Raw genomic sequence first — 25,081 nt, 5'->3', positions numbered from 1 at the left:
TTATGCCTCCGCGGATTCGGATGGGGAAGAGAGCTGCGCGAGCACCTCGGCGACGCTGTAGAAGGAGCCGAACACGACCACCTCGTCGTCGGCCGCACTGGCGGCCAGTTGCGCCTCGAAGGCGGCCAGCAGGGAGGCATGGGCCTCGGCCTGGACACCGCGTGCAGCCAGGCGTGCGGCCACCTCGGCCCCGTCGCGACTGCGCGGGGTCGGCAGGGTCGCCACCGCCCAGCTGGCGAACAGGCCCTCCAGGGGCGCCAGGATGCCGTCCAGGTCCTTGTCGGCCAGGACGCCGAACACCGCGCGACGCACGCCGGCGAGCGGCTTCATGGCCAGACGCCGGGCCAGGTACTCGGCGGCGTGGGGATTGTGGGCCACGTCCAGCAGGACGCTACGGGTCTCCCCTGCCCGCTCGACCTGGCGGCGATCGAGTCGTCCGGTCATGCGCGTCGCCTGCAGGGCCGCGGCGATCTGCTCCGGCAGCCAGGGCTGGTCGAGCAAGGCGTAGGCCTGCAAGGCCAGGGCGGCATTTTCCATGGGCAGGTCGAGCAACGGCAGACCGGGCAGCGCCAGGGCGTTGCCCTGGGCATCGCGCCCGCGCCAGAACCAGCCGGCGCTCTCGATCTGCAGGTCGAAGGCTTCGCCGCGCAGCAGCAAGGGAGCACCCAGGCGCTCGGCGACTTGGATCAGTGGCGCGGGGGGCTCCAGATCGCCACAGAGGGCCGGCTTGCCGGCGCGGAAGATACCGGCCTTTTCCACGGCGACGCTTTCGCGGGTGTCGCCCAGCCATTCGGCGTGGTCGAGGCCGATGCTGGTGACCAGCGCCAGATCGGCGTCGATCAGATTGACCGCGTCCAGGCGTCCGCCCAGACCGACTTCGAGGATGGCGACGTCCAGCCGGGCACGCTCGAACAGCCAGAAGGCCGCCAGGGTACCCACTTCGAAATAGGTCAGGCTGATCTCGCCCCGCGCGGCTTCCACCGCGGCGAAGGCGGTGCACAGATCGCTATCGCTGGCCAGGGTGCCGTCCACATCGACGCGCTCGTTGTAGCGCACCAGATGCGGCGAGGCATAGACGCCGACCCGCTGTCCGCTGGCGCGCAGCAGACTGGCGAGAAAGGCGCAGGTGGAGCCCTTGCCGTTGGTGCCGGTCACGGTCACCACCCGCGGGGCCGGCCGGGTCAGACCCAGCCGCTGCGCGACCTCGCGCACCCGGTCCAGGCCCATGTCGATCGCCGACGGATGCAGCTGCTCGAGATAGGCCAGCCACTGCGCGAGGCTGCGCGAAGCCATCAGGCCGCCGGTACCGGCTGGTGCTGGAAGGTCGCCAGCAGACGCGCCAGGCGATCACGCAATTCCTTGCGCGAGACGATGATGTCGACGGCGCCGTGCTCCAGCAGGAATTCGCTGCGCTGGAAGCCTTCCGGCAGCTTTTCGCGCACGGTCTGCTCGATCACGCGCGGACCGGCAAAGCCGATCAACGCCTTGGGCTCGGCGACGATGACGTCACCCAGCATCGCCAGACTCGCGGAGACGCCACCATAGACCGGATCGGTCAGCACCGAGATGAAGGGGATGCCCTCTTCGCGCAGACGCGCCAGCACCGCGGAGGTCTTGGCCATCTGCATCAGCGAGATCAGCGCTTCCTGCATCCGCGCACCACCCGAGGCGGAGAAGCAGATCAGCGGGCAACGCTCTTCCAGGGCCACGTTGGCCGCGCGCACGAAGCGCTCGCCGACAACGGCGCCCATGGAGCCACCCATGAAGGAGAATTCGAAAGCACAGACCGCCACCGGCATGCCCTTGAGGGTGCCGCGCATGGAGATCAGGGCGTCTTTTTCGCCGGTTTCCTTTTGCGCGGCGGTGAAACGGTCCTTGTACTTCTTGCTGTCGCGGAATTTCAGGCGGTCCACCGGCTCCAGCTCGGTGCCCAGCTCTTCACGGCCCTCGGCGTCGAGGAAGATGTCCAGGCGGCGTCGCGCATTGATGCGCATGTGGTGACCGCACTTCAGGCACACGTCCAGGTTCTTTTCCAGCTCCGGACGGTAGAGGACCGCTTCGCAGGCCGGACACTTGTGCCAAAGACCTTCCGGCACCGAACTGCGCTTCACCTCGGACCGCATGATGGAAGGAATCAGTTTGTCGACCAGCCAATTGCTCATGCATCTCTCTCCACTTGCATGGGCTCCCAGCGCGACCGTGGCCGCGCCTTCCTTGAGCATCTGTAATAGGTTCGGCAGCGCCCGCTGTTGCCCGGGTCGCCACCCTGTTGTCTCATGCCGACTCCCGAAGAGTCGGACGGCAGGCCCACCAGGGCGGATCTGCTTGAATATGTCGCAGGTGTGGACGGCAACCACCCGACGAGGGTCACATCAGGCGACCGGCGCACCCCGCACGGCCGCCACGAAACGCGCGATCTCGGCGGCATCCTTGATGCCCTTGGCCTGCTCTACGCCGCCGCTCGCGTCCACGCCATAGGCGCGGGACGCGGCGATGGCGGTGGCGACGTTGGTCGCGTCCAGGCCACCGGCCACGATCAGCGGCAGCGACAGATCCCGAGGCACCCGCGTCCAGTCAAAGGCCTGACCGGTCCCTCCGGGTACGCCGGCGACATAGGTGTCGAGCAGCAGCCCGCGGGCGCCGGCATGGTCCCGGGCGATGGCGGCGAGGTCGATGTCCTCGCGCATGCGCAGGGCCTTGATATAGGGACGGCGATACCGGGCGCACTGCGCCGGGGTCTCGTCGCCGTGGAATTGCAGGAGGTCCAGGGGCACGGCGTCCAGCGTCTCCTCGATCTCGCAGGGAGAGGCATCGACAAAGAGCCCGACACTGGTGACGAAGGGCGGCAGCGCCGCGACGATCTGGCGCGCCTGGGCAGCGCTCACCGCCCGTGGGCTGCGCGCATAGAACACCAGGCCGATGGCATCGGCGCCGGCGGCCGCGGCGGCCAGCGCATCCTCGACCCGGGTGATCCCGCAGATCTTCACTCGAACGTTAGCCAAACCGGAATGACCTCGTTCCAAATCGATGGATGTTAGCAGACCACCCGCGCAGCGTCAGCCTTGGGGGTCATCCAGCTCGGGGATATGCCCCAGGAACAGCGGACCCAGCGGCCGCTTGGGCACCGGCGTGCTCTCGGGATATTCGGCGTCCACCAGGTAGAGGCCGTAGGGATGGGCAGTGACGCCACCCAGGCGCCGCTCCCGCGCCGCGAGGACCTCGGCGACCCACTCCACCGGTCGCTCGCCACAGCCCACCGCCATCAGCACCCCGGCGATGTTGCGCACCATGTGATGCAGGAAGGCGTTGGCGCGGATGTCCAGCACGATCAGCCGCCCGCTCTGCCAGAGGCGCAGGTGGTGGATGGTCTTGATCGCCGACTTGGCCTGGCAGGCCTTGGCCCGGAAGGAGGTGAAATCATGGGTACCGAGCAGCACCTGGGCTGCCTCGCGCATGGGCTCGATGCGCAGCGGACGGTGATTCCAGGTGACCTCCTCCGCCAGGTGCGCAGGCCGGATCGGATCGTTGTAGATCACATAGCGGTAACGCCGCGCCATGGCGCTGAAACGGGCATGGAATTCGTTGCTGACCGGCTTGACCCAGGTGACGCTGATGTCGGACGGCAGATTGGCGTTGGTGCCCATCACCCAGGCCTTGAGTGGCCGCGCGACCGGGGACTCGAAATGCACCACCTGGCCGGTGGCGTGCACGCCACAGTCGGTACGCCCGGCGCAATGCAGCGCGATGGGCGCCGCGGCGACCTCGGACAGGGCGTCTTCCAGGGTCTCCTGAACGGAGCGCACGCCCGGCTGCTGGCGCTGCCAACCGCGATAGCGGGCGCCCTTGTACTCGACGCCGAGCGCGATGCGCTGCGGCGGGACGATGATGGTGGGGTCTAGAAAATCCAAGGCGACGGCCAGGCGAAAAAAAGGGGAGGCAGCTTATAGCGCCTCCCCTCCTCTGCCAAGTCCGGCCAGCCTCAGCTGAGCTGGGCGATGATCTCGCGCGCTTCCTGCTGTTGCCCGGCGTTACCCTCGGCCAGCACCTCGTCGAGGATGTCCCGAGCACCTTCCGGATCGCCCATGTCGATGTAGGCACGCGCCAGGTCCAGCTTGGTGGCGGTCTCGTCTTCGCCGGACAGGAAGTCGAAGTCGTCCAGACCATCGCCCCCGGTGGTGCCGCTGGTGGTCTCCGCATCGAACTGGCGGGAGGCCTCCTGCAGGCGGGCGGCGAATTCCTCGTCGCTTTCGCGCTTGGGCGCCGGCTGCTCGTCGTCGAAGTCGGACAGATCGAAACTCGCGGGCAATTCGGCGTCGGTCGTCGAGGTCGCCGGCGGCGCCAGCGGCTCGTCGAAGGCCGAGCCGGCACTGGAATCCGCAAGAGGCTCCTCGTGCGCCAGGTCGCCCTGCCGTTCGAATTCGCTGAAGTCCAGGGCGAAGACGTCGTCCTTGGCGGCGGGAGTCGCCGCCGGGGTGGCCGCGGGTTCGGCATCGAAATTGAGATCGAAGTCGAAATCGTCGCGCGGGTCGGCCGCCTTGGCCTGAGCATCGGCGAAGGCCTCGCCGAACAGCGGCTCCTCGGCCGGACCGGCAGGCTGATGACCCTGGGTGTCCTCGCTGCCGAAGTCATCCAGGGACAGATCGAAGTCCTGGCTGTCCTCGGTGGCCGAGAAGCCCTGGTTGCGGGATTGCTCCTCGCTCAGTTCGTGGGCGGCGGCCAGGGCAGCCGCGCCGACCGCAGCGGAGGCCACGGCGACGGTGGCCATGGCCGGATAGCGCGACTTCAGGTGCTCGACCGCCGGCTGGGCGCCGCCGATCTCCTTGAGTTCGCGCTCTTCGCGCTGGAAGCCGTCCTTGTCGCCCATCTCGGCATAGACTTCCATGAGCTTGAGGCGCAGATCGGCGCGATGGGGCTCCTGGTCGCTGGCCTTCTTGAGCACCTCGGCCGCCTGACTGAAGCGACCATAGGCCATGTAGATGTCGGCCTGACCCAGGGCATCGTCCTGGGCATCGGCGTCTCGTGCGGCGTCCTGGGTACCCTGGTTCAATTCCAGGCCGGCGAGCGCGTGGTGATCACCGAGTTCGGGATCGGCGTCGAACACCGTATCGCTGCGCGCGGCTTCGGCGTCGCGCTCACGCTCGGCCTCCTTCACGGCATTGCGGCGCGAGTTGATCATCAGCAGCACCAGCAGCGCCAGTAACGCGCTGCCGCCGATGATGCCCAGCCACAGCGGATTGCTGAGGATCTCGTCGAGGAAACTGTTGGTGGCCTCGGTGGGTTCGGTGGCCGGGGTGCTCGGGGTGACCGGAATGACCTTGGGCTCGCTGGCCGCGGGCGGCGCCGAGCCGGTACCCGCCTCGCTGGCCGGCGGCGTGGTGGCGGGCGCAGGGGTGGCCTCGACCGGCATGGCCGGGGTCGCTGCCGTCGGCTCCTGGGGCGCCGGCGTGGCGGTGTTCTCGGTCGGCGCAGGCGCGACCGGCGCCGCGGCTTCCGGGGTCGCCGGCGGCTGGGCCGGCTGGCCCGCAGCCTGCGGATTGGCCATGTTGGCCTGCATCCGCGCCAGCTGGGCATCCTTGAGCTGCATGATCTTCTGCAGCTTGTCGAGTTGCGACTGCAGATCGCCCAAGCGGCTCTTGAGTTCTTCGTTCTCGCGGCGGGTGGTGTCCAGGCTTTCCTGGGTCACCGCCAGGCGATCGGCGAGGGACTGGTCACCGCCCTTGCCACCGGCGGACTCGCCCGCGCGCCCGGCCGGCTGACCGGAGAGCAGCTTGAGATTGTCCCTGGGGGCGGCGGCGGCCGGCGCCTCGTTGCCGCTCGGCTGGGCGGAGGCGTCCACCTGACGGCGCGGCGTACCGGCTGGTGCGGCGGTGCCACCCTGCTTCCAGGCACGGGTCTGGCGAGCGATCTCGGCGACCGCCTCGCGCTGGGGTCGCGTACCGGCCTGGGCCTGATCGGGCAGGCGCAGCACCTGCCCGCTCTTCATCAGATTGATGTTGCGATCGATGAAGGCGTCGGGATTCAGATCCTGGATCGCCAGCATGGTCTGGTCGACGCTGACGCTGGAGGCAGGGCGATTGCGCGCCGCCACTTCCCAGAGGGTGTCGCGCGGCTCGGTGGTGTAGGTGCCAGGCGTCTGGGTCGCACTCGGCGCCGGCGCGGCTGGCGGCGTGGCCGGACGCGGTGCGCTCGGCGTGTTGGCGCGTGCTCGCGGCGTGGCCGGGACCTGGGGCGCGAAAGGCGCGGCGGCGGCCTGCGGGGTATAGAGCGGCGGATCCAGCAGCACGGTGTACTCGCGCAGGATACGGCCGCTGGGCCAGTTCACTTCCAGCAGGAAGTTGAGATAGGGCTCGCGCACCGGACGTGCCGAGGTCACGCGGATGACGGTGCGCCCGTTGCGCACCTCCGGGGTGAACTTGAGGTCGTTGAGAAAGAAGGCACGGTCGACGCCGGCCTTGCCGAACTCTTCGACGGACGCCAGATTGGGGCGCAAGTCGGCGGTGCCGAGGTCACGCAGGTCCGACAGATCGATGGTGGCATCGAAGGGCTGATTGAGGGCGGAGTTGAGGTGGATCTCCCCCAGGCTGAGCGCCTGGGCCGCGCCAGACATCAAGGCGCTCGCCGCTGCAATTGCCCGCACCAGTTTCTGAACTCGAACCATGACCGTCCCTTTTTAGAAGCTGTCGATCGCGCCACCGTGCGGGCGCCTGTGTCCATCGCTGCGTGCCACGTCCACTGCCCTTTTACTCAAGCCAAAAGGGCGAAGCATTTCACGAAGTATCTTTTAGGCCGACTGTTTAAGCAACAATTCGGCCAGCTGAACGGCCGTCAGTGCCGACAATCTGACATTGTCCGCCACCAGCCAGCATTCCAGCCGTCGCGCATCCCGCGGATGTCGCCGTACTCGCCCAACCAGCACCTCTTCCCGCCCCAGGGCATCGCCGACCGCCGACGGACAATCGACGTCTTCGTCGAGCGCCAGACCCGGCTCGTCACCCAGGGCCTCGAGCACCTGCTCCAGCTGCCATTGCTCCTTACCCCTCAGACTCAGCGCCAGGCTGTCGCCAAAGAAGACCGGGGCCTGCAGGGCCGTGACATCCAGCACTGGCAAGGTCGCTCCCAGCACCTGCTGACATTCGTCCAGCAGGCGATGTTCCTGGGCAGTATAGCCATCCGCGGCCGGTGCACCGGTGCGACCGAGCAGATTGAAGGCCAGCTGGCCTTCGAACAGCCGGGCTTCCACCGGGCGACCATTGAGCAATTCGGTGGCCTGCCGCGCCAATTCCTCGACGCCGCCACGGCCGGCACCGGAGGCCGCCAGGCAGGCGGTCAGGGACGCATCGGTGAGCGCATTCAGGCGGGCCAGCACGGCGGCCACGCTGGCAGCGGCCTGGGCAGCCGCCAGGGGAACGCCGAGCCAGGCGTTCGCCGCGAGGCTGTCCAGGCGTTCGCCATTGATGCGCGGCAGTACGGACAGCGCGGCGGAAGCGCCGCTGAGATCGAGCACGGCGCAACCAGCGGCGGCCAGTTGCGGCCTCAGGCTTTCCACCACGGCGGCGGGCACGGCGAGGATGGCGATGCCGACCTGGGCGAAATCGAAGCCTTCGAGCCCGGTGACGCGCAGGTTGCTGCCTCGGAAGGGCAGATTCTGCCCCGCTGACTCACCGCTGGCGAGCAGGTGCAGCCGCCCGAGGGGCACGTCACGCTCGTCGAGGAGTTCACGAATGGCTTCGCCGTAGGCGCTGGTGGCGCCGACGAGGGCGATATCTCTGGCAGTCATGATGAGGCGTCCGCAACGAAAGAGGGCCGCACTTTACTGGCGGCCCTCCTCCCTAAGCAAACGTTTAGCCGTCGACCTACTGTTCCAGCAGGATCCGCAGCATGCGCCGCAGCGGCTCCGCGGCGCCCCACAGCAGCTGGTCGCCCACGGTGAAGGCGCCCAGGTACTGGGAGCCCATGTTCAGCTTGCGCAGGCGGCCGACCGGCACGCTCAGGGTGCCGGTGACGGCAGCCGGAGTCAGGTCGCGCATGCTGACGTCGCGGTTGTTCGGCACCAGCTTGACCCAGGGGTTGTGCTGGCTGATCAGACCGTGGATGTCGGACAGCGGCACGTCCTTGTTGAGCTTGATGGTCAGCGCCTGGCTATGGCAGCGCATGGCGCCGATGCGCACGCAGATGCCGTCCACGGGAATCGGATTCTTGAAGCGACCGAGGATCTTGTTGGTCTCGGCCTGGGCCTTCCACTCTTCGCGGCTCTGGCCGTTGGGCAGTTCCTTGTCGATCCAGGGAATCAGGCTGCCGGCCAGGGGAACGCCGAACTGCTCGGTGGGGAAGGCTTCGCTGCGCAGGGTCTCGGCGACCTGGCGATCGATGTCCAGAATGGCGCTGGCCGGATCGGCCAGGCTGTCGGCGACGGCGGCGTGGGTGGCGCCCATCTGGCGGATCAGCTCGCGCATGTTCTGCGCACCGGCGCCGGAGGCAGCCTGGTAGGTCATGGCGCTCATCCAGTCCACCAGACCGGCTTCGAACAGGCCGCCCAGGGCCATCAGCATCAGGCTGACGGTGCAGTTGCCGCCGATGAAGTCCTTGCGGCCATCGGCCAGGGCCTGGTCGATGACGCGACGGTTGACCGGGTCCAGCACGATGACGGCGTCATCCTGCATGCGCAGGCTGGAGGCCGCGTCGATCCAGTAGCCTTTCCAGCCGGCCTGGCGCAGCTTGGGGAACACCTCGCTGGTGTAATCGCCGCCCTGGCAGGTGAGGATGACGTCGAGGGTCTTGAGCTCGTCGATGCTGTAGGCATCCTTGAGCGGCGCCACGCCCTTGCCAATGGCCGGGCCTTCGCCGCCGACGTTGGAGGTGGTGAAGAACACGGGCTCGATCAAGTCGAAATCCCGCTCTTCGAGCATGCGCTGCATGAGCACGGAGCCCACCATGCCACGCCAACCGATCAGACCTACACGTTTCATCGCTACTGCACCTTTGTTGTCTTGAGGACGGCCGCCTCCCCTGGCGGCCGATCAGATTAACGCCTAACGAGCGCCGCTACTACTGCTTCGCCCATCTCGCGGGTACCGACCCGCTGCTTGCCTTCCGACCAGATGTCGCCGGTCCGCAGGCCCTGGTCCAGCACCTGGCCCACAGCCGCCTCGATGGCCTCGGCCGCCGCGGCGGCACCGAAGGTGTATCTGAGCATCATGGCCACCGAGAGGATGGTGGCCAGCGGGTTGGCGACGCCCTGGCCGGCGATGTCGGGCGCCGAGCCGTGGCAGGGTTCGTACATGCCCTTGTTGTGCGCATCCAGGGACGCCGAGGGCAGCATGCCGATGGAACCGGTCAGCATCGAGGCCTCGTCGGAGAGGATGTCGCCGAACATGTTGTCGGTGACGATGACGTCGAACTGCTTGGGCGCGCGGACCAGCTGCATGGCGGCGTTGTCGACGTACATGTGGCTGAGTTCGACGTCCGGATAGTCCTTGGCCACCTCCTCCACCACTTCGCGCCACAGGCGGCTGGATTCGAGCACGTTGGCCTTGTCCACCGAGCACAGCTTGCGACCCCGCAGGCGGGCCATGTCGAAGCCGACGCGGGCGATGCGGCGGATCTCGCCTTCGCTGTACGGCAGGGTATCGAAGGCCTGGCGCTCGCCGTTCTCCAGCACCCGGGTCTCGCGCGGCGAGCCGAAATAGATGCCACCGGTCAGCTCGCGGACGATGAGGATGTCCAGGCCGGAGACCACTTCCGGCTTGAGGGTCGAGGCCTCGGCCAGTTGCGGATAGAGGATGGCCGGACGCAGGTTGCCGAACAGGCCCAGGGCGGAACGGATCTTCAGCAGACCGCGCTCGGGACGGATGTCGCGCTCGAGCTTGTCCCACTTGGGACCGCCTACGGCGCCCAGCAGCACGGCGTCGGCGGCGCGGGCACGCGCCAGGGTCTCATCGGCCAGGGGCACGCCGTAACGGTCGATGGCGGCGCCGCCCAGGTCGTCATGAACCAGTTCGAAGCCGAGGTCATGGTCGCGGTTGACCGCTTCCAGCACCTTGACCGCCTCGGCCATGATTTCCGGACCGATGCCGTCGCCCGGCAGGATGAGGATCTGCTTGCTCATTGTCTTTTCCTGTTCCAAATCAGATGGGCTGGGCCCAGAGAACCATGACGTCGACGGTGAAGGAGCCGTCGCGGTCGATTTCGAAATACTGGCGCACTTCCTGGCCGATCTTGCTCTGCAGGCTGCGGATGGCCTGGCACTGTGGCTCGGGGGTGCGCATGCGCGCAGTCCAGCTGGCGAAGTCCAGGCGCAGGCGCTGGCGACGGCAACGGGTCACGCCGAGGCGCGCCATGTCCAGCAGGCGGTGCCACTCGGCGAAGGAATAGTTACGCACGTGGCTGATGTCACGCAGGATCTCCACCGTCTGCAGGTAGGTATCCAGGCGCGGGTTGGCTGGCGAGATCACGTCGATGATGGCCATCTCGCCGCCATGGCGCAGTACCCGGCGCACTTCGCGCAGGGCAGCACCGATGTCGCGCCAGTGGTGCGCCGAATAGCGGCTGAAGACGAAGTCGAAGCTGGCGTCGCCAAACGGCAGGTGCTCGGCCATGCCGGGCTGGACGCTGATGTTGTCCAGGCCCTGCTCGGCCGCGCTGCGCTTGACCACCGAGAGCATTTCCTCGGCCAGGTCCAGGGCGACCACCTGCCCGGCCACGGGCGCCACGTTGTAGCTGACGTGACCGCCACCGCAGCCGAGATCCAGCACCTTGGCGCCTTCGCGCTGGGCCACGGCGTCGCGCAGTTCGAGGAGTTCGGCGCCCTGGGCATGGACGGCACTGGTCAGATAGGCCTCGGCGGTGGCGCCGAATTGCTGCTGTACGTGTTGCTCGTGGTCACCGCTCATGGAGCCTCCGGAAAGAGCGCCGACCTCGCGGGCCGGCGACTGGGTTCAGGCGCTGGGGAACATCCAGGGACTGCTCTGGCGATAGCGGTCTTCGAAACTCGCGATGGCGTCGGCATCCTGCAGGGTCAGGCCGATGTCGTCCAGGCCATTGAGCAGGCAGTGCTTGCGGAAGGCATCGATCTCGAAGGACAGCGCCACGCCATCGGGACGGCGCACGGTCTGGCTCTCGAGATCGACCACCAGCTGGTAGCCCTCGCTGGCTTCGACCTGGCGGAACAGCTCGTCGACGTCGGCATCGCTGAGGATGATCGGCAAGAGGCCGTTCTTGAAGCTGTTGTTGAAGAAGATGTCGGCGAAGCTCGGCGCGATCACCGAGCGGAAGCCGTAGCCATCCAGCGCCCAGGGCGCGTGCTCGCGGCTGGAACCGCAGCCGAAGTTCTCGCGGGCCAGGAGGATGCTGGCGCCCTGGTAGCGCGGCTGGTTGAGCACGAACTCGGGATTCAGCGGACGCTTGCTGTGGTCCTGGCCGGGCTGGCCGACATCCAGGTAGCGCCACTCGTCGAACAGGTTGGGGCCGAAGCCGGTGCGCTTGATCGACTTCAAGAATTGCTTGGGAATGATCTGGTCGGTGTCGACGTTGGCGCGATCCAGGGGTGCGACCAAACCGGTGTGCTGGGTAAAGGCTTGCATGGTCAGGCTCCTCAGGCGTTGGCGAAGTCGCGGACGTCGACGAAACGACCGGCGATGGCGGCGGCGGCGGCCATCGCCGGGCTCACCAGGTGGGTACGGCCACCGGCGCCCTGGCGGCCTTCGAAGTTGCGGTTGGAGGTGGAGGCGCAGTGCTCGCCACTCTCCAGGCGGTCGGCGTTCATCGCCAGGCACATGGAGCAACCCGGCTCGCGCCATTCGAAACCGGCTTCGATGAACACCTTGTCCAGGCCTTCACGCTCGGCCTGGGCCTTGACCAGGCCGGAGCCCGGCACCACCAGCGCCTGCTTGAGGGTGGCGGCGACCTTGCGGCCCTTGGCCACGGCGGCGGCGGCGCGCAGGTCCTCGATGCGGGAGTTGGTGCAGGAGCCGATGAAGACGCGGTCCAGCACGATGTCGGTGATCGGCTGGTTGGCCTTGAGGCCCATGTACTTCAGGGCGCGCTCGATGGAACCGCGCTTGACCGGATCGGCTTCGCGAGCCGGGTCCGGTACCTGCTGGTCGACGGCCAGGACCATCTCCGGCGAGGTGCCCCAGCTGACCTGCGGCTTGAGCTGGGCGGCGTCGAGTTCGACCACGGTGTCGAAGTGGGCATCGGCATCGGACACCAGGCCGCGCCACTGGGCGACGGCGGCTTCCCAGACGGCGCCGGTGGGCGCGAAGGGACGGCCCTCGACGTAGTCGATGGTGGTCTGATCCACCGCGACCATGCCGACCCGGGCACCGGCCTCGATGGACATGTTGCAAATGGTCATGCGGCCTTCCATGGACAGGGCGCGGATGGCGCTGCCGGCGAATTCGATGGCATGGCCGTTACCGCCGGCGGTGCCGATCTTGCCGATGACGGCGAGCACGATGTCCTTGGCGGTGACGCCGAAGGGCAATTCACCCTCCACCAACACCTGCATGTTCTTCATCTTCTTAGCCACCAGGCACTGGGTGGCGAGCACGTGCTCGACCTCGGAAGTGCCGATGCCATGGGCCAGGGCACCGAAGGCGCCGTTGGTGGAGGTGTGGGAGTCACCGCAGACCACGGTCATGCCGGGCAGCACGGCGCCCTGCTCCGGGCCGATCACATGGACGATGCCCTGGCGGACGTCGTTCATCTTGAACTGGGTGACGCCGAAGTCGTCGCAGTTCTCGTCCAGGGTGCGGACCTGGATGCGCGAGATCTCGTCCTTGATGGAGTCGAGGCCTTCCTTGCGATCGGGGGTGGTCGGCACGTTGTGATCGGGGGTCGCCAGGTTGGCGTCCAGGCGCCAAGGCTTGCGGCCGGCCAGACGCAGGCCTTCGAAAGCCTGGGGCGAGGTCACTTCGTGGATGATGTGGCGGTCGATGTAGAGCAGCGCGGAACCGTCGTCGCGCTGCTTGACCAGGTGCATATCCCAGAGTTTGTCGTAGAGCGTCTTGCCAGCCATGGATCGATTCCTCATCAGGCGTGGAACGGCACGGGCCTTTGCATGCCCTTGGTGCTTGTGGGGTCAAAGATACCGCGCTAGGCTCGCATGAAACAAATTCATCTTTTTCATGAAGCGCATAACCAACAGGAATTCGACGTCTTGGATCTCGCCAATCTGAATGCCTTCGTCGCGGTGGCCGAAACCGGCGGCTTTTCCGATGCGGGCGAGCGGCTGCACCTGACCCAGCCAGCGGTGAGCAAACGCATCGCCGCCCTGGAGCTGCAGCTGGGACTGCGGCTGTTCGATCGCATCGGGCGCGAGGTCAGCCTGACCGAGGCGGGACGCGCCCTGCTCCCTCGCGCCTATCAGATTCTAGGCGTGATCGATGACACCCGGCGTGCCCTGACCAATCTCAATGGTGCCATCGGCGGGCGGCTGACGCTGGCGACCAGTCACCACATCGGCCTGCACCGGCTGCCGCCGATCCTCAGGCGCTTCACCCGGGACTATCCCGACGTCGCCCTGGACATCCGCTTTCTCGATTCGGAAGCGGCCTACGACGAGATCCTGCATGGGCGGGTGGAGCTGGCGATCATCACCCTGGCGCCCCAGACCGCGGCGCCGATCAAGGCGGTGCCGGTGTGGAGCGACCCCCTGGATTTCGTGGCGGCGCCCGAACATCCGCTGGCGAACCAGGCGGAGGTCACCCTGGCCGACGTGGCGCGGCATTCGGCGGTGTTTCCCGGTGGCAATACCTTTACCCGGCTGATCGTGCATGGGCTGTTCGATGCCCAGGGACTGACACCCAATATCGCCATGAGCACCAACTACCTGGAGACCATCAAGATGCTGGTGTCCATCGGCCTGGCCTGGAGCGTGCTGCCGCGTACCCTGCTGGATGACCAGGTGCGTCGCCTGCCGTTGCCGGGGATACAGCTGGAACGCCGGCTGGGGTACATCCTGCACACTGAGCGCACCCATTCGAATGCGGCGCAGGCGTTCATGGGGTTGCTGGATGAGGCGGGTTGAGCCGTGATTGGGGACTAGCCGTGCCTGAGATCGCGGCCATGGGCCGCTCCTACAGGCAGGCTCCGTACGCATAGATACGTAGCGTGGAGACGGCACAGCCTTTTCCGCAAGGGGGGTTTGATGGCGAGGAGCGCCCTCACCCCAACCCTCTCCCCAAGGGAGAGGGGGCTGTCCGAGTAGGTGTTCAACTCCAACAGCGCGGGCTCGACCTGGGCTGGATGTCTTCATCGCGGCCATGGCGGTCCGCCGATGCGGCCGCTCCTGTAATTCGGCCTGTGCTGTAGGAGCGGCCCATGGCCGCGATCAGCCGGCACTCGCATAAGGCACGCGGCCCGGCATTGTCGAGCTTCGCGGCGCTCAGACCAACCTACGGCGCCGTCAGAAACGCATCAGCCCTTCTTGAGCTTCTTCAGGCGTTTCCTGGACTTGTCGATGACTTCCTTGCGCTCCTTGTCCTTCAATTCCTTCCAGCCCTTGATCTCTGAGCGTTTGCGGCCACATCCCTGGCAGACTTCGTCCTTGATCTTGCACTGGCTGATGCAGGGACTTTCGACCTTACCCACGGCAACCTCGGAAATGAAAAAGGCCCTGCAGTATAACCACTGCAGGGCCCTGTCCAGCGCCATCCGGCAGGATGGCGGGCTATGGGGGCGATTTAGAAAACCGCTTGAACCTTCAGGCCGCCGACCACGGCATTGTCGACTTCACGCACGCCACCCGGGCTCTTGATGTACTGGATGTTGGGGCGCACGGTCAGCCAGTTGGTCACGTGCACGCCATAGTAGAGCTCGGCGTCGTACTCGTTGTGCTGCAAGGGTGTGTAGGCCGGATCGTCGTAGTCGGTGGCACCGGCGGCCTGGTTGAGCGCGCGCTGGTTGTCGCGGAAGTCGCTGTTGGTGCTGATGCGCGCGACGCCGAAGCCGATGTCATCCTTGGGACGACCATCGAAGGGGCCCTTGTACACCAGGCCGGCCTGGACGTAGTTGCTGACCTTGTTGACGTCCTTGGCGTGGGCGGTGAAGTTGGCGAAGACCGACAGGCCGCGACTCGGGTCATCGTTGTGCGCGGTGATCTGCTGACGCGCCACGACCCAGTAGCCGTGCTTGCTGGAATGCTCCTTGTAATCCAGCCCGGTGAGGGCGGCGGAATTGCCGTTGACGTCTTCGTAGACGTCGTTGGCATCGGCGGTGCTGTAGTAGTAGCCGACACGGTATTCGCCCGGCAGGCCGTTGACCTTGGGCGACCAGACCATTTCCACCGGCAGGACCGCACCCTTGGTGCCGCTGCCGTTGAGCTTGAAGCCGTTGCCGGTTTCCAGCAGCGACGGATTCTGCTCGTAGGCGCCGACCTGGACGAACAGCTCGGGGGTCAGGCTGTACTTGACGCGCAGGGCCCACTGGCTGACCGGCCAGTTGTACCAGACGCCTTCCCAGTTGCCGACCTGGGAGCCGCAGAACGCCAGGTTCTGGAAGTCGCACTCGAAGGAGTTGAAGTCCTCACCTTCACCGAAGCGACCGGCCTTGATGTCCAGGCGGCCATCGAAGAAGCCCTTGGACAGCCACAGCTGGGTCAGACGCCAGGTCTGGCCACGGCCATAGACTTCCTGCACCGAGGAGTAGCCGCCGACGCGCGGATCGGTGATGCGGTCGTCGGTCAGGTTGCGGCCGTCACGGGAGGTGATGGCCAGCTTGAACACCGAGTTCTCCCAGCCGGCGATCTTGTTCATGTCGCCCCAGAGACCAAACATGTACTGGGAGCTCCAGCGCCCGGTGCGGTCGTCGTCATAGCCGCCACGCAGGTTGGTCGCGCCCTCGCCGACGTATTCGAGCTTGATGTCCCAGCCCTTGTCGCGCAGGTCCTTGCGCACGCCACCCCAGTCACCGGTCATGGTGTTGCCCAGCGGCTCGAAGGCGGCCTCGGTGTTGTTGACGCCACTGAAGTTGCCACCCGGGTTGGCCTGGGGCGCCGCCTGGGCACCCGCGGCGACCGCCAGGGCCAGCAGCGACACCAGGGGCAGTGCGCGCCCCGGACGATTCTTGTGGTTTTGCTTGTTCATTACTGAGATCCCTTTTTATTGAAGTGATGACACCCCGGGTGCCCGAAACCCGCGTCTCTAATACTTACGGCAGGACGTTGAGGACTTCGTAACAGGCACCCATGGTGTGGTAGTCGACCTTGCCGGCCGGACTCTTGTCGTCGGAGTACTTGTGGTTCCGACGGTCGAGCAGGCGCCACCACGCGCCGTGCTCGTGATCGATGAAATGCGTCCAGCTGCAGCGCCAGAGCGCCTCATAGTGTTCCCAGTAGCGGGCCTCGCCACTGCGCTCCGCGAGCAGCGCCGCAGCAGCCAGGGCCTCGGCCTGCACCCAGAAGTACTTGTCCGGATCGCAGGGCGAGCCGTCCGGGGCGAAGCCGTAGTAGAGACCGCCGTGCTCGTCATCCCAACTCAGGCGCCAGGAGATGTCGAACAGCGCCTGGGCGCGCGGCAGCAGCCAGGGCTGCGAGCGATGACGCTCGAGGATGAGCAGCAGCTTGGCCCATTCGATCTGGTGCCCCGGCTGGAAACCCCAGGGCCGGAACAGATTGGCCGGATCGTCGCGGTTGTAGTCCCAGTCGATGGACCAGTCGCTGTGGTAGTGCTCCCAGACCAGGCCGCCGGGGACCTCGTCGGCCACCCCGCCCTGCCCCAGGGTCAGTGCGGCCTGGCGCTGGGTCATGTTGCGCGCAAGGGTCTCGGCGCGGTCCAGGTAGCGCACCTCGCCACTGGCTTCGAAGGCGGCCAGCAGGGCTTCGCAGGCGTGCATGTTGGCGTTCTGGCCGCGATACGGCGCCACGGTCTGCCAGTCGGCGCTGATCTCGTCGACATAGAGGCCATCGGCTTCGCGCCAGAAATGGGTCTCCAGCGATTCCCAGGCTTCGCTCAGCCAGCCGCGGGCTTCCTCGATGCCGGCCTGCAGACCGTGGGCATAGGCCAGCACCACGAAGGCCAGGCCATAGCAGTGATTGGTGCCATCCACCACGGTGTCGCCGTCGAGCAGCCAGGCATAGCCGCCATTGGCCTGGCGATGCCGCTCGCGCAGGTATCTCAGGCCATGGCGGGTCGCGTCCAGAAAGGCCGGATCGCCATAGTGCCGGTAGGCCATGGCGAAATCGAAAACGAAGCGGGTGCTGGAGACCAGATGGCGGGTCTGGCTGTCGTAGACCGTGCCGTCGTCCTTGAAGAAGTGATAGAAGCCGCCTTGCGGATCGACACAGCGGGGATGGTAGAACGCCAGGGTGTGGCGGACGTGCTCCAGCAGGGTGTCGCGACGACGAAAATCGGGGAAGTCCATCGGGTTTCCTTGGCGGCTATTGTTGTTGTGGGAACGCGGTCTAGAGGGGGCTCACCTGCAGCAGGGCTTCGACGTCGGCGCGGGTCGGCGCATAGGCGCCGGCATGGCGGCAGGACACCGAGGCACTGGCCGCGGCGAATCTCAGGCGCTGCTGCAGATCGGTCAGGCCCAGCAGGCCGGAGGCCAGCCAGCCGGCCATGCAGGCGTCGCCGGCACCCACGGTGTCGGCCACGTCCACGGCGATGGCGGCCTGCTGCCACTCGCCTTCCGGCGTATAGAGCACCAGGCCGTGTTCGCCGCGGGTGAAGAGGATGCGGGCGTGGGGATTGAGAGCGCGCAATTCGTCCAGCGCGGCACGCTCGTCCAGGCCCGGATAGATCTGGCGGATGTCTTCGTCGGACAGCTTGATGTCGTCGGCCAGGCGCACCAGCTCGGGAAAGGTCTGCTGGCGATAGCGATCGTCCATCAGGTTGCGCCAGTTGGGATCGTAGCTCAGGCGCTTGCCGGCGGCCTTGGCCTGACGGGCCAGGTCCAGCAGGGTGTCGGCCAGCGGATAGCGGGCCAGGCTGATGCAGCTGAAATGGCAGACCTCGGCGGCCTCCAGCCAGCCTTCGGGCAGCAGCGCCGGATCGAACTGGAGATCGGCTTCGCCAGCGAAGAAATAGCGCGGCGGACGACTCGACGGCACGATGGCCACCAGCGGATCGGCGGCGACGCGCTGCAGGAAGCGGGTATCGAGGCCGGCGGTTTCCGACTGCCAGGCGATCTCGTCACCCAGACCGTCCTGGCTGATGGCGCCGCCAAAGGCGCTTTCCACGCCCAGCCGGGCTAGGCCACGCGCCACGTTCCAGGGGGCACCGCCCGGGTAACCCCGCCATTCGCCAGGATTACCCTGGACGATGTCGGTGAGGGCTTCGCCAAAGACCACAACGCGGGGTAGTGCCATTGTTGTTCTCCTGTCTGTCACGGCGGCCGGAGCTGCACTCCTGGCCTCTGGTAGGGCCGCGACCCGACGTCAGGCGCGGCGGCGGGCGGACCTTACCATTGCTGTAACGTTTCAGCCATGAGCTCCGTTCAAGAAAGTCGGCGACCGCTCGCAGGATCGAACAGCACCGCCCGTCGCGAATCGATCCGCCACAGCACCTGGTCGCCGGCCCGCGGCGCTTCACCCGGGGCCACCCGGCAGCAGACCTTGGTGCCGTTCCACTCGGCATACAGCAGGGTATCGGGACCGGTCGGCTCGACCACCTGGATCCGCGTCAGGATGCCTGGCACGGCGTTGTCCGCCGGATGCGCCGACTGGATCTGCTCCGGGCGCACCCCAAGGATAGCCTCTCGCCCCGCGAGCGCCGGGTCCAGATCGGGCAGGTCCACCTGGCTGTCGCCGATATCACCGGTGACGCGGGCGACCACCCTGCCCTCGCGCGCTTCCAGGCGCACCGGCACGAAGTTCATCGGTGGCGAACCGATGAAGCTGGCGACGAAGAGATTGGCCGGATCGTTGTAGATCTCCTCGGGGGTGCCGAATTGCTGCACCTCGCCGTCCTTCATCACCGCGACGCGGTCGCCCAGGGTCATGGCTTCGATCTGGTCATGGGTGACGTAGACGGTGGTGGTCTGCAGGCGCTGGTGCATCAGCTTGATCTCGGTGCGCATCTCCACCCGCAGCTTGGCGTCGAGGTTGGAGAGCGGCTCGTCGAACAGATAGAGCTTGGGCCGCCGGGCCAGGGCGCGGCCCATGGCCACCCGCTGCTGCTGGCCACCGGAGAGTTGCGCCGGCTTGCGCTCCAGCAGGTGCTCGATCTGCAGCAGCTTGCTGACCCGCGCCACCTCGGCGTCGATCTGCTCCTTGGGCGTCTTGCGGATCTTCAGGCCGAAGGCGATGTTCTCGCGCACGGTCATGGTCGGGTACAGGGCGTAGGACTGGAACACCATGGCGATATCCCGGTCCTTGGGCTCGACCTGGGTGACGTCCTCGCCGTCCAGGCAGATGGCGCCGCTGCTGATGTCTTCGAGGCCGGCGATGGCGTTCATCAGGGTGGATTTGCCGCAGCCGGAGGGCCCTACCAGGATGAGGAACTGGCCGGCGTCGATGCGGATGTCGATGCCCTTGAGGGCTTCCTGGGCGGCGTTGCCGTAGGTCTTGCGTACGCTTTTGAGTTCGAGAGCTGCCATGGTGGCCTTCCTTATCCTTTGACCACGCCCGAGGTCAGGCCCCGGACGAAATACTTACCCGCGAAGATGTAGACCAGCAGCGTCGGCAGCGCGGCGATCATGGCGGCCGCCATGTCGACGTTGTATTCCTTGGCGCCGGTGCTGGTGTTGACCAGGTTGTTCAGGGCAACGGTGATGGGCTGCGACGAGCCGCTGGCGAACACCACGCCGAACAGGAAGTCGTTCCACACCTGGGTGAATTGCCAGATCAGGCTGACCATCACGATGGGCGTGGACAGCGGCAGCAGGATCTTGAAGAAGATGGTGAAGAAGCCCGCCCCGTCCAGCCGCGCTGCCTTGATCAGGGCATCGGGGATGCCCACGTAGTAGTTGCGGAAGAACAGCGTGGTGAAGGCCAGGCCGTAGATCACGTGCACCAGCACCAGGCCGGCGGTGGTGTTGGCCAGGCCCAGCTGGCCGAGGGTGAAGGACATCGGCAGCAGGATCACCTGAAAGGGAATGAAGCAGCCGAACAGCAGCAGGCTGAACAGCAGATTCGACCCGCGGAACTGCCACTTCGACAGGGCGTAGCCGTTGAGCGCGCCGATGAAGGTGGAGATGAGCACCGCCGGGACGGTGATCATGAAGGAGTTCCAGAAGTAGCTGTGCACCACGTCCCAGGCCTTGAGCCAGCCGATGATCGTCCAATCCAGGGGCAGGCTCAGCAGGTTGCCGGTGCGGACGTCGTCCGGGGTCTTGAAGCTGGTCAGCAGCATCACCAGCAACGGCACCAGATAGACCGCGCAGGCGATGATCAGGGTGGCGTGGATGGCCACGCGATTGACGTTCAGAGCCTTAGCCATTTCGCTTGCTCCGCAATTCCGAGTAGAGGTAGGGCACCAGCACCGCCAGCACCGCGCCGAGCATCAGCACCGCACTGGCCGAACCCAGGCCCATCTGGCCGCGGGTGAAGGTGTGCTGGTACATGAACACCGCCGGCAGGTCCGAGGCGTAACCGGGGCCGCCCGCGGTCATGGCCATCACCAGGTCGAAGCTCTTGATGGCGATGTGGGCGAGGATCATCACCGCACTGAAGAACACCGGCCGCAGGCTGGGCAGGACGATGCGCAGGTAGATGGTCGGCAGCCCTGCCCCGTCGACCTGAGCGGCTCTGAGGATGGAGGAATCCACGCCGCGCAGGCCGGCGAGGAACATGGCCATGACGAAGCCCGAGGCCTGCCAGAGGGCGGCGATCAGCAGGCAGTAGATGACCCGGTCGGGATCCACCAGCCAGTCGAAGCGAAAGCCCTCCCAGCCCCAGTCGCGCAGCAACTTGTCCAGCCCCATGCCGGGGTTGAGCAGCCACTTCCAGGCGGTGCCGGTGACGATCATCGACAGCGCCATGGGATAAAGGTAGATGGTGCGGATGAAGCCTTCGCGGCGGATGCGCTGGTCCAGCAGGATGGCGAAGAAGACGCCGATGGCCAGGCTCAGCAGGATGAACAGGCCGCCGAAGATCGCCAGGTTCTTGCAGGCCACCAGCCAGCGATCGTTTTCCATGAGCCGGGCGTACTGGGCGAAGCCGGCGAAAGTGTAGCTGGGCAGGAAGCGCGAGTTGGTAAAGGAGATCACCGCCGTCCACAGCATGTAGCCATAGAGGCAGACGACCATGGCGATGGCCGTGGGCGCCAGCACCAGCTTGGGCAGCAGGCGCTGCAGCCGGTCCGGACGTCGACTGACGGTCGCGACGGGAAGGGTTTCGGTAAGAGCCATGGAGCGCTCCCAAGGGGTGGTATTATTTTTATGGAGCTGGCCGGTCTCAGAATGCATCGCGGCACAGCACCTGGGCTTATCGCGGCCATGGGCCGCTCCTACAGGCAGTTCGGGCGCCTGCAGGAGCGGTCTCAGCGGCGGACCGCCATGGCCGCGATTGGCCTTACTTGGCGGCCTGGATGGCGGCGACCAGTTGCTCGGTGGCCTTCTTCGGATCGGCGTTGGCGTCGTTGAAGAAGTTGGTCACCACGTCGAAGATCGCGCCCTGCACATAGCTGGTGTTGGCCATGCTGTGCGCCATGCTCGGCTCGGCCTTGCTGTCGGCGTTGGCCGCCTGGAAGTCCTTGGCGGACTGCTGGGCGCAACTGTCGAACTTGGCCAGGTCGATGTCGTTGCGTACCGGGATGGAGCCCTTGTTGAGGTTGAAGACCTCCTGGAAGGGCTTGTCGATGACCGTGCGCACCAGGTCGTCCTGGGCCTTCTGGTTGTCCTTGTTCTTGATCTTGAACATGGCCAGGGAGTCGATGTTGTAGATGAAGTCGCCCTGGGTGCCCGGCATCACCACGCACTCGTAGTCGACGCCCGGCTTCTTGCCGGCAGCGGTGAATTCGGCCTTGGCCCAGTCACCCATGATCTGCATGCCGGCCTTGCCCTCGATGACCATGGCGGTGGCCAGGTTCCAGTCGCGACCGGCGGCGTTGGGATCGACATAGCCCTTGATGCGCTTGAAGGTCTTGAATACCTCGACCATCTTGTCGCTGCGGATGGTGTCGGCGTCGGTCTGGACGAAGACCTTGTCGTAGCCTTCCGGACCCATGATGGCCATGACCAGGGATTCGAAGATGGTGCCGTCCTGCCAGTTCTGGCCGCCATGGGCCAGGGGCACGACGCCGGCGGCCTTGAGCTTGTCGGCGGCCTCGAAGAATTCGTCCAGGGTGGTGGGGACCTTGGCGCCGGCCTTCTTGAAGACGGCGGGGTTGATCCACAGCCAGTTGATGCGGTGGATGCCGGCCGGTACCGCGACGTATTCGCCATCGTGCTGCATGGTCTGGGCCACGCGCTTGGGCAGGATGGTGTCCCAGTTGCCCTGCTTGGCGATGTCGCTGATGTTGGCCAGGAAGCCCATGCCGGCCCATTCCTGGATGTCCGGGCCCTTGAGCTGGGCGGCGGACGGTGGATTGCCGGAGACGGCGCGGGTCTTGAGCACGGTCATGGCGGCCTCGCCGGCGCCACCGGCCACGGCGAAGTCCTTCCAGGTATCGCCCTGCTTCTGCATCAGTTGCTTGAGGACATCGACGGCGCGAGCCTCGCCACCGGAGGTCCACCAGTGCAGCACCTCGACCTCACCGGCATGGGCGGTCAGGGGGGCGGCGAGCGCGGCGCAGGAAAGGGAAACGGCGAGAGCGAGACGATTCAACGCATTCATGAGGGGGTCGTTCCTTGTTGTTTTTTTATTGGAGCTGGGCCGAGTCTAGTCAGACGACTGCGGCCGTGGGTAACGAAGGGAAGGAGATTTGTCACGGGCTGGTGACATAGCGAAAGACGGCTACCTAGCTGCGCGGCAGGGTCAGGGTCACCCGCAGACCGCCCTCGCGGCGGTTGCGCAACTCCACCTCGCCGCCATGGGCATGGGCCAGGTTGCGGGCGATGCCCAGGCCCAGGCCGTAACCCTGGCGGTCGGTGGCCAGGCGGACATGGGGCTGGAACACCTGCTCCAGCTCCTGCTCCGGCACCCCCGGGCCTTCGTCGTCGACATGCAGGACGAAGGCCTGGCCGTCGTCTTCCACCTGCAGGTGGGCGCGATAGCCATACTTGAGGGCATTGTCCAGCAGGTTGCCGATGCAGCGCTTGAGCGCCAGCGGCTTGCCCAGCAGGGTGCCCCGGGCTTCCCCGGTGAGGCGCACCCGCGGTGGCTGCTCCTGAGTGAAGGGCTCCACCAGCTGCAGCAGCAGCGCCTGCAGGTCGACCGGCTCCAGATTCTCGTGGATGTCGGTGTCCTTGACACACTGCAGGGCGCCCTTGACCAGCAGGTCCAGCTCGTCGAGATCGCGCACCAGCTTGGCCTGCATCACCTCGTCGTCCACCAGCTCGGCGCGCAGGCGCAGCCGGGTAATGGGCGTGCGCAGGTCGTGGGAGATGGCGCTGAACAGCTGGGCGCGCTCGTCCAGGTAACGGGCGATGCGTTCCCACATGGCGTTGAAGGCGCGGGTGACCTCGCGGATCTCCTGGGCGCCCTCCTCGCGCACCGGCGGCGTATGCACCTCCAGCGACAGCTCTCGCGCGGCACGCGACAGCCGCTTGAGCGGGCGACTCTGCCAGCGGATCAGCAGGCCGATGAACAGCAGCAGGAAGGCGCTGCTGAAGACCATGAACAGCAGCTGCTGCAGCGGCAGCCAGGACTCGTCCAGGCTGTAGTAGGGCGCCGGCATCAGGGTGGCGAGATACACCCACTCCCCTTCGCCGATGCGGATCTGGGTCACCAGCACCGGCGGCTCCAGCGGCTCCAGACTCAGGGCGTAGTGCGCCCAGGAGCGCGGCAGTTCGTCGAGCGCCACGGCGCCGTTGAATAGCCGCAGCTGCTGCGGGCCGATGAATTCGACGTACATCGGCATGGCCGCGCCCAGGCGTTCGCGCAGTACCGCCTCGACCCCCTGGAGCACCGCCCGGCGGCCGGGCGTATCCGGCAGCGCCTGCATGGTCAGCGGCTTTTCGTTGAGCGAGACGAAGAAGCGCGTGCCGCCCATGTTTCGCAACTGCTCCAGCACCAGCGGCCGATAGGCCGGCGGCAGCAGGCTGAAGTAGCGCACGCTGGCGGCGATGGAATAGCCCAGGCTGCGGGCCGCCGTCTGCAGGCCCTGGTTGCGGTCGCTGCGCAGGGAGGCGGACCAGAACAGTGCCGAGGCACCCTGGGCCAGGAGCACCGCCAGCAGGGTCAGGAGCAGCATCCGCGCCAACAGGGAACGCGGCACCAGCCGCGCGAGCAGACCGCTACACCGCATCGGCGACCAGTCCGCTGACCTCGGCGGCGAGCAGATAGCCGGAACCCCGTACGGTGCGGATCAGCCGCGGCGACTTGCCGGTGTCTCTCAGGCGCTGGCGCAGGCGACTCACCGCCATGTCGACGATGCGCTCCAGCGGCAGCACCTCGCGCCCGCGGGTGGCATTGGCGATGGTGTCGCGATCGAGGATCTGCTGGGGATGGTCGAGAAATAGCTTGAGCAGGGTGAAATCGGCGCCGGAGAGGATCACCTCCTCACCGTCGCGATGGAACAGCCGGTGGCTGACCGGATCCAGGCGCCAGTCGTCGAAGGTGAGCAGACCGGTGGCCGCCGGGCGCGTCTCGCCGAAGCCGGCCCGGCGCAGCAGCGCCTTGATGCGTGCCAGCAATTCACGCGGACTGAAGGGCTTGCCCAGGTAGTCGTCGGCGCCCAGCTCCAGGCCGATCACCCGATCGGCTTCGTCGGAACTGGCGGTAAGCATGATGATGGGGACCTGGCGGCAACTGGACTGCTCGCGCATCCAGCGGCAGAGGGCGAAGCCGTCTTCGCCGGGAAGCATGACGTCGAGGATCAGCAGATCGGGGACGAAGTCGCCCAGCGCCCGGCGCAGTTCGCGGCCGTCGCCAACGGCGCGCACCAGATAGCCGGCACGGGTGAGATAGGCGTCGAGAAGTTCACGGATTTCCCCGTCGTCGTCGACGACCAGGAGGGATTTGCCCAGGGTGGACATGGCGATGATCGCTCTTGTTGTCTTGGCCGGAGGCCAGCTACCGGTAGTGCCGGCAGCATACCGGGGT

At 66.6% G+C, this 25,081-nt stretch carries 22 protein-coding genes; 1 reads left to right on the top strand and 21 read right to left on the bottom strand.

What is annotated here, in order from left to right; translation table 11 throughout:
- The 11 genes from folC to leuC all read right to left on the bottom strand — a co-directional run bounded on the left by folC (position 1) and on the right by leuC (position 13,015).
- Positions 1-1,293, bottom strand: a complete 1,293-nt coding sequence (folC, locus tag POR01S_RS03195) for a bifunctional tetrahydrofolate synthase/dihydrofolate synthase (RefSeq protein WP_042133696.1) — start codon at positions 1,291-1,293, stop codon at positions 1-3.
- The gene (gene accD, locus POR01S_RS03190; protein WP_007158658.1) at positions 1,293-2,162 is read right to left on the bottom strand and encodes an acetyl-CoA carboxylase, carboxyltransferase subunit beta; all 870 of its coding nucleotides are present in this window, start codon (positions 2,160-2,162) and stop codon (positions 1,293-1,295) included. Before accD ends, folC begins: the two co-directional genes overlap by 1 nt.
- Positions 2,163-2,372: 210 nt before the next feature.
- The gene (locus tag POR01S_RS03185; RefSeq protein WP_042133694.1) at positions 2,373-3,002 is read right to left on the bottom strand and encodes a phosphoribosylanthranilate isomerase; all 630 of its coding nucleotides are present in this window, start codon (positions 3,000-3,002) and stop codon (positions 2,373-2,375) included.
- Positions 3,003-3,056: 54 nt separating this feature from the next.
- Positions 3,057-3,908: a tRNA pseudouridine(38-40) synthase TruA gene (truA, locus tag POR01S_RS03180; RefSeq protein ID WP_007158660.1), complete on the bottom strand. Its 852-nt coding sequence runs from the start codon at positions 3,906-3,908 to the stop codon at positions 3,057-3,059.
- A 71-nt stretch (positions 3,909-3,979) separates the two neighbouring features.
- Positions 3,980-6,658 (bottom strand): motility hub landmark protein FimV, encoded by a 2,679-nt coding sequence (locus tag POR01S_RS03175; RefSeq protein ID WP_042133692.1) that lies wholly within the window; start codon positions 6,656-6,658, stop codon positions 3,980-3,982.
- Positions 6,659-6,781: 123 nt separating this feature from the next.
- Positions 6,782-7,777: an aspartate-semialdehyde dehydrogenase gene (locus tag POR01S_RS03170; protein WP_027602050.1), complete on the bottom strand. Its 996-nt coding sequence runs from the start codon at positions 7,775-7,777 to the stop codon at positions 6,782-6,784.
- 76 nt (positions 7,778-7,853) lie between these two features.
- Complete coding sequence (asd, locus tag POR01S_RS03165; RefSeq protein ID WP_007158663.1) at positions 7,854-8,966, bottom strand: aspartate-semialdehyde dehydrogenase; 1,113 nt, start codon at positions 8,964-8,966, stop codon at positions 7,854-7,856.
- Between the two features lie 56 nt (positions 8,967-9,022).
- A complete protein-coding gene (gene leuB / locus POR01S_RS03160) occupies positions 9,023-10,105 on the bottom strand; it encodes a 3-isopropylmalate dehydrogenase (RefSeq protein ID WP_027599659.1) in 1,083 nt (360 codons plus the stop codon).
- Positions 10,106-10,124: 19 nt separating this feature from the next.
- Positions 10,125-10,889 (bottom strand): class I SAM-dependent methyltransferase, encoded by a 765-nt coding sequence (locus POR01S_RS03155; RefSeq protein WP_027599660.1) that lies wholly within the window; start codon positions 10,887-10,889, stop codon positions 10,125-10,127.
- Positions 10,890-10,934: 45 nt separating this feature from the next.
- Positions 10,935-11,579, bottom strand: coding sequence for a 3-isopropylmalate dehydratase small subunit (gene leuD / locus POR01S_RS03150; protein WP_027599661.1), 645 nt, complete (start codon positions 11,577-11,579; stop codon positions 10,935-10,937).
- Positions 11,580-11,590: 11 nt separating this feature from the next.
- Positions 11,591-13,015: a 3-isopropylmalate dehydratase large subunit gene (gene leuC, locus POR01S_RS03145; RefSeq protein ID WP_042133689.1), complete on the bottom strand. Its 1,425-nt coding sequence runs from the start codon at positions 13,013-13,015 to the stop codon at positions 11,591-11,593.
- A gap of 141 nt (positions 13,016-13,156) precedes the next feature.
- Between leuC and POR01S_RS03140 the strand changes: the two genes are divergently transcribed.
- Positions 13,157-14,026 (top strand): LysR family transcriptional regulator, encoded by an 870-nt coding sequence (locus tag POR01S_RS03140; RefSeq protein WP_042133688.1) that lies wholly within the window; start codon positions 13,157-13,159, stop codon positions 14,024-14,026.
- Between the two features lie 389 nt (positions 14,027-14,415).
- Here the strand turns inward: POR01S_RS03140 and POR01S_RS03135 are convergent, their stop codons facing one another.
- The 10 genes from POR01S_RS03135 to POR01S_RS03090 form a co-directional block, all read right to left on the bottom strand.
- Positions 14,416-14,589, bottom strand: a complete 174-nt coding sequence (locus POR01S_RS03135) for a DUF1289 domain-containing protein (RefSeq protein ID WP_007158669.1) — start codon at positions 14,587-14,589, stop codon at positions 14,416-14,418.
- Between the two features lie 92 nt (positions 14,590-14,681).
- Positions 14,682-16,082: a carbohydrate porin gene (locus POR01S_RS03130; RefSeq protein WP_007158670.1), complete on the bottom strand. Its 1,401-nt coding sequence runs from the start codon at positions 16,080-16,082 to the stop codon at positions 14,682-14,684.
- Between the two features lie 64 nt (positions 16,083-16,146).
- Positions 16,147-17,358: an AGE family epimerase/isomerase gene (locus POR01S_RS03125; RefSeq protein ID WP_042133685.1), complete on the bottom strand. Its 1,212-nt coding sequence runs from the start codon at positions 17,356-17,358 to the stop codon at positions 16,147-16,149.
- A 40-nt stretch (positions 17,359-17,398) separates the two neighbouring features.
- Entirely contained in the window at positions 17,399-18,304 is a 906-nt protein-coding gene (locus POR01S_RS03120) for a carbohydrate kinase family protein (RefSeq protein WP_007158672.1), read from the bottom strand.
- 128 nt (positions 18,305-18,432) lie between these two features.
- A complete protein-coding gene (locus tag POR01S_RS03115; protein ID WP_042133683.1) occupies positions 18,433-19,533 on the bottom strand; it encodes an ABC transporter ATP-binding protein in 1,101 nt (366 codons plus the stop codon).
- Between the two features lie 11 nt (positions 19,534-19,544).
- Entirely contained in the window at positions 19,545-20,375 is an 831-nt protein-coding gene (locus POR01S_RS03110; protein ID WP_007158674.1) for a carbohydrate ABC transporter permease, read from the bottom strand.
- Positions 20,368-21,285, bottom strand: coding sequence for a carbohydrate ABC transporter permease (locus POR01S_RS03105; protein WP_027599667.1), 918 nt, complete (start codon positions 21,283-21,285; stop codon positions 20,368-20,370). The genes POR01S_RS03110 and POR01S_RS03105 overlap by 8 nt, the downstream gene beginning before the upstream one ends.
- Positions 21,286-21,448: 163 nt before the next feature.
- Positions 21,449-22,711 carry an ABC transporter substrate-binding protein gene (locus tag POR01S_RS03100; protein WP_042133681.1) on the bottom strand — a complete coding sequence of 421 codons (1,263 nt, stop codon included), beginning with the start codon at positions 22,709-22,711 and terminating at the stop codon, positions 21,449-21,451.
- A 124-nt stretch (positions 22,712-22,835) separates the two neighbouring features.
- On the bottom strand, positions 22,836-24,284 hold the full coding sequence (locus POR01S_RS03095; protein WP_042133679.1) for an ATP-binding protein: 1,449 nt from the start codon (positions 24,282-24,284) through the stop codon (positions 22,836-22,838).
- Positions 24,274-25,014 carry a response regulator gene (locus POR01S_RS03090; RefSeq protein WP_007158678.1) on the bottom strand — a complete coding sequence of 247 codons (741 nt, stop codon included), beginning with the start codon at positions 25,012-25,014 and terminating at the stop codon, positions 24,274-24,276. Before POR01S_RS03090 ends, POR01S_RS03095 begins: the two co-directional genes overlap by 11 nt.
- Positions 25,015-25,081: the final 67 nt, after the last annotated feature.

The sequence above is a fragment of the Pseudomonas oryzihabitans NBRC 102199 genome (genome assembly GCF_000730625.1).
GTDB lineage: Bacteria > Pseudomonadota > Gammaproteobacteria > Pseudomonadales > Pseudomonadaceae > Chryseomonas > Chryseomonas oryzihabitans.
The sequence above is the reverse complement of the archived record's forward strand: the minus strand, read 5'-3'. Positions and strand labels throughout refer to the sequence as shown.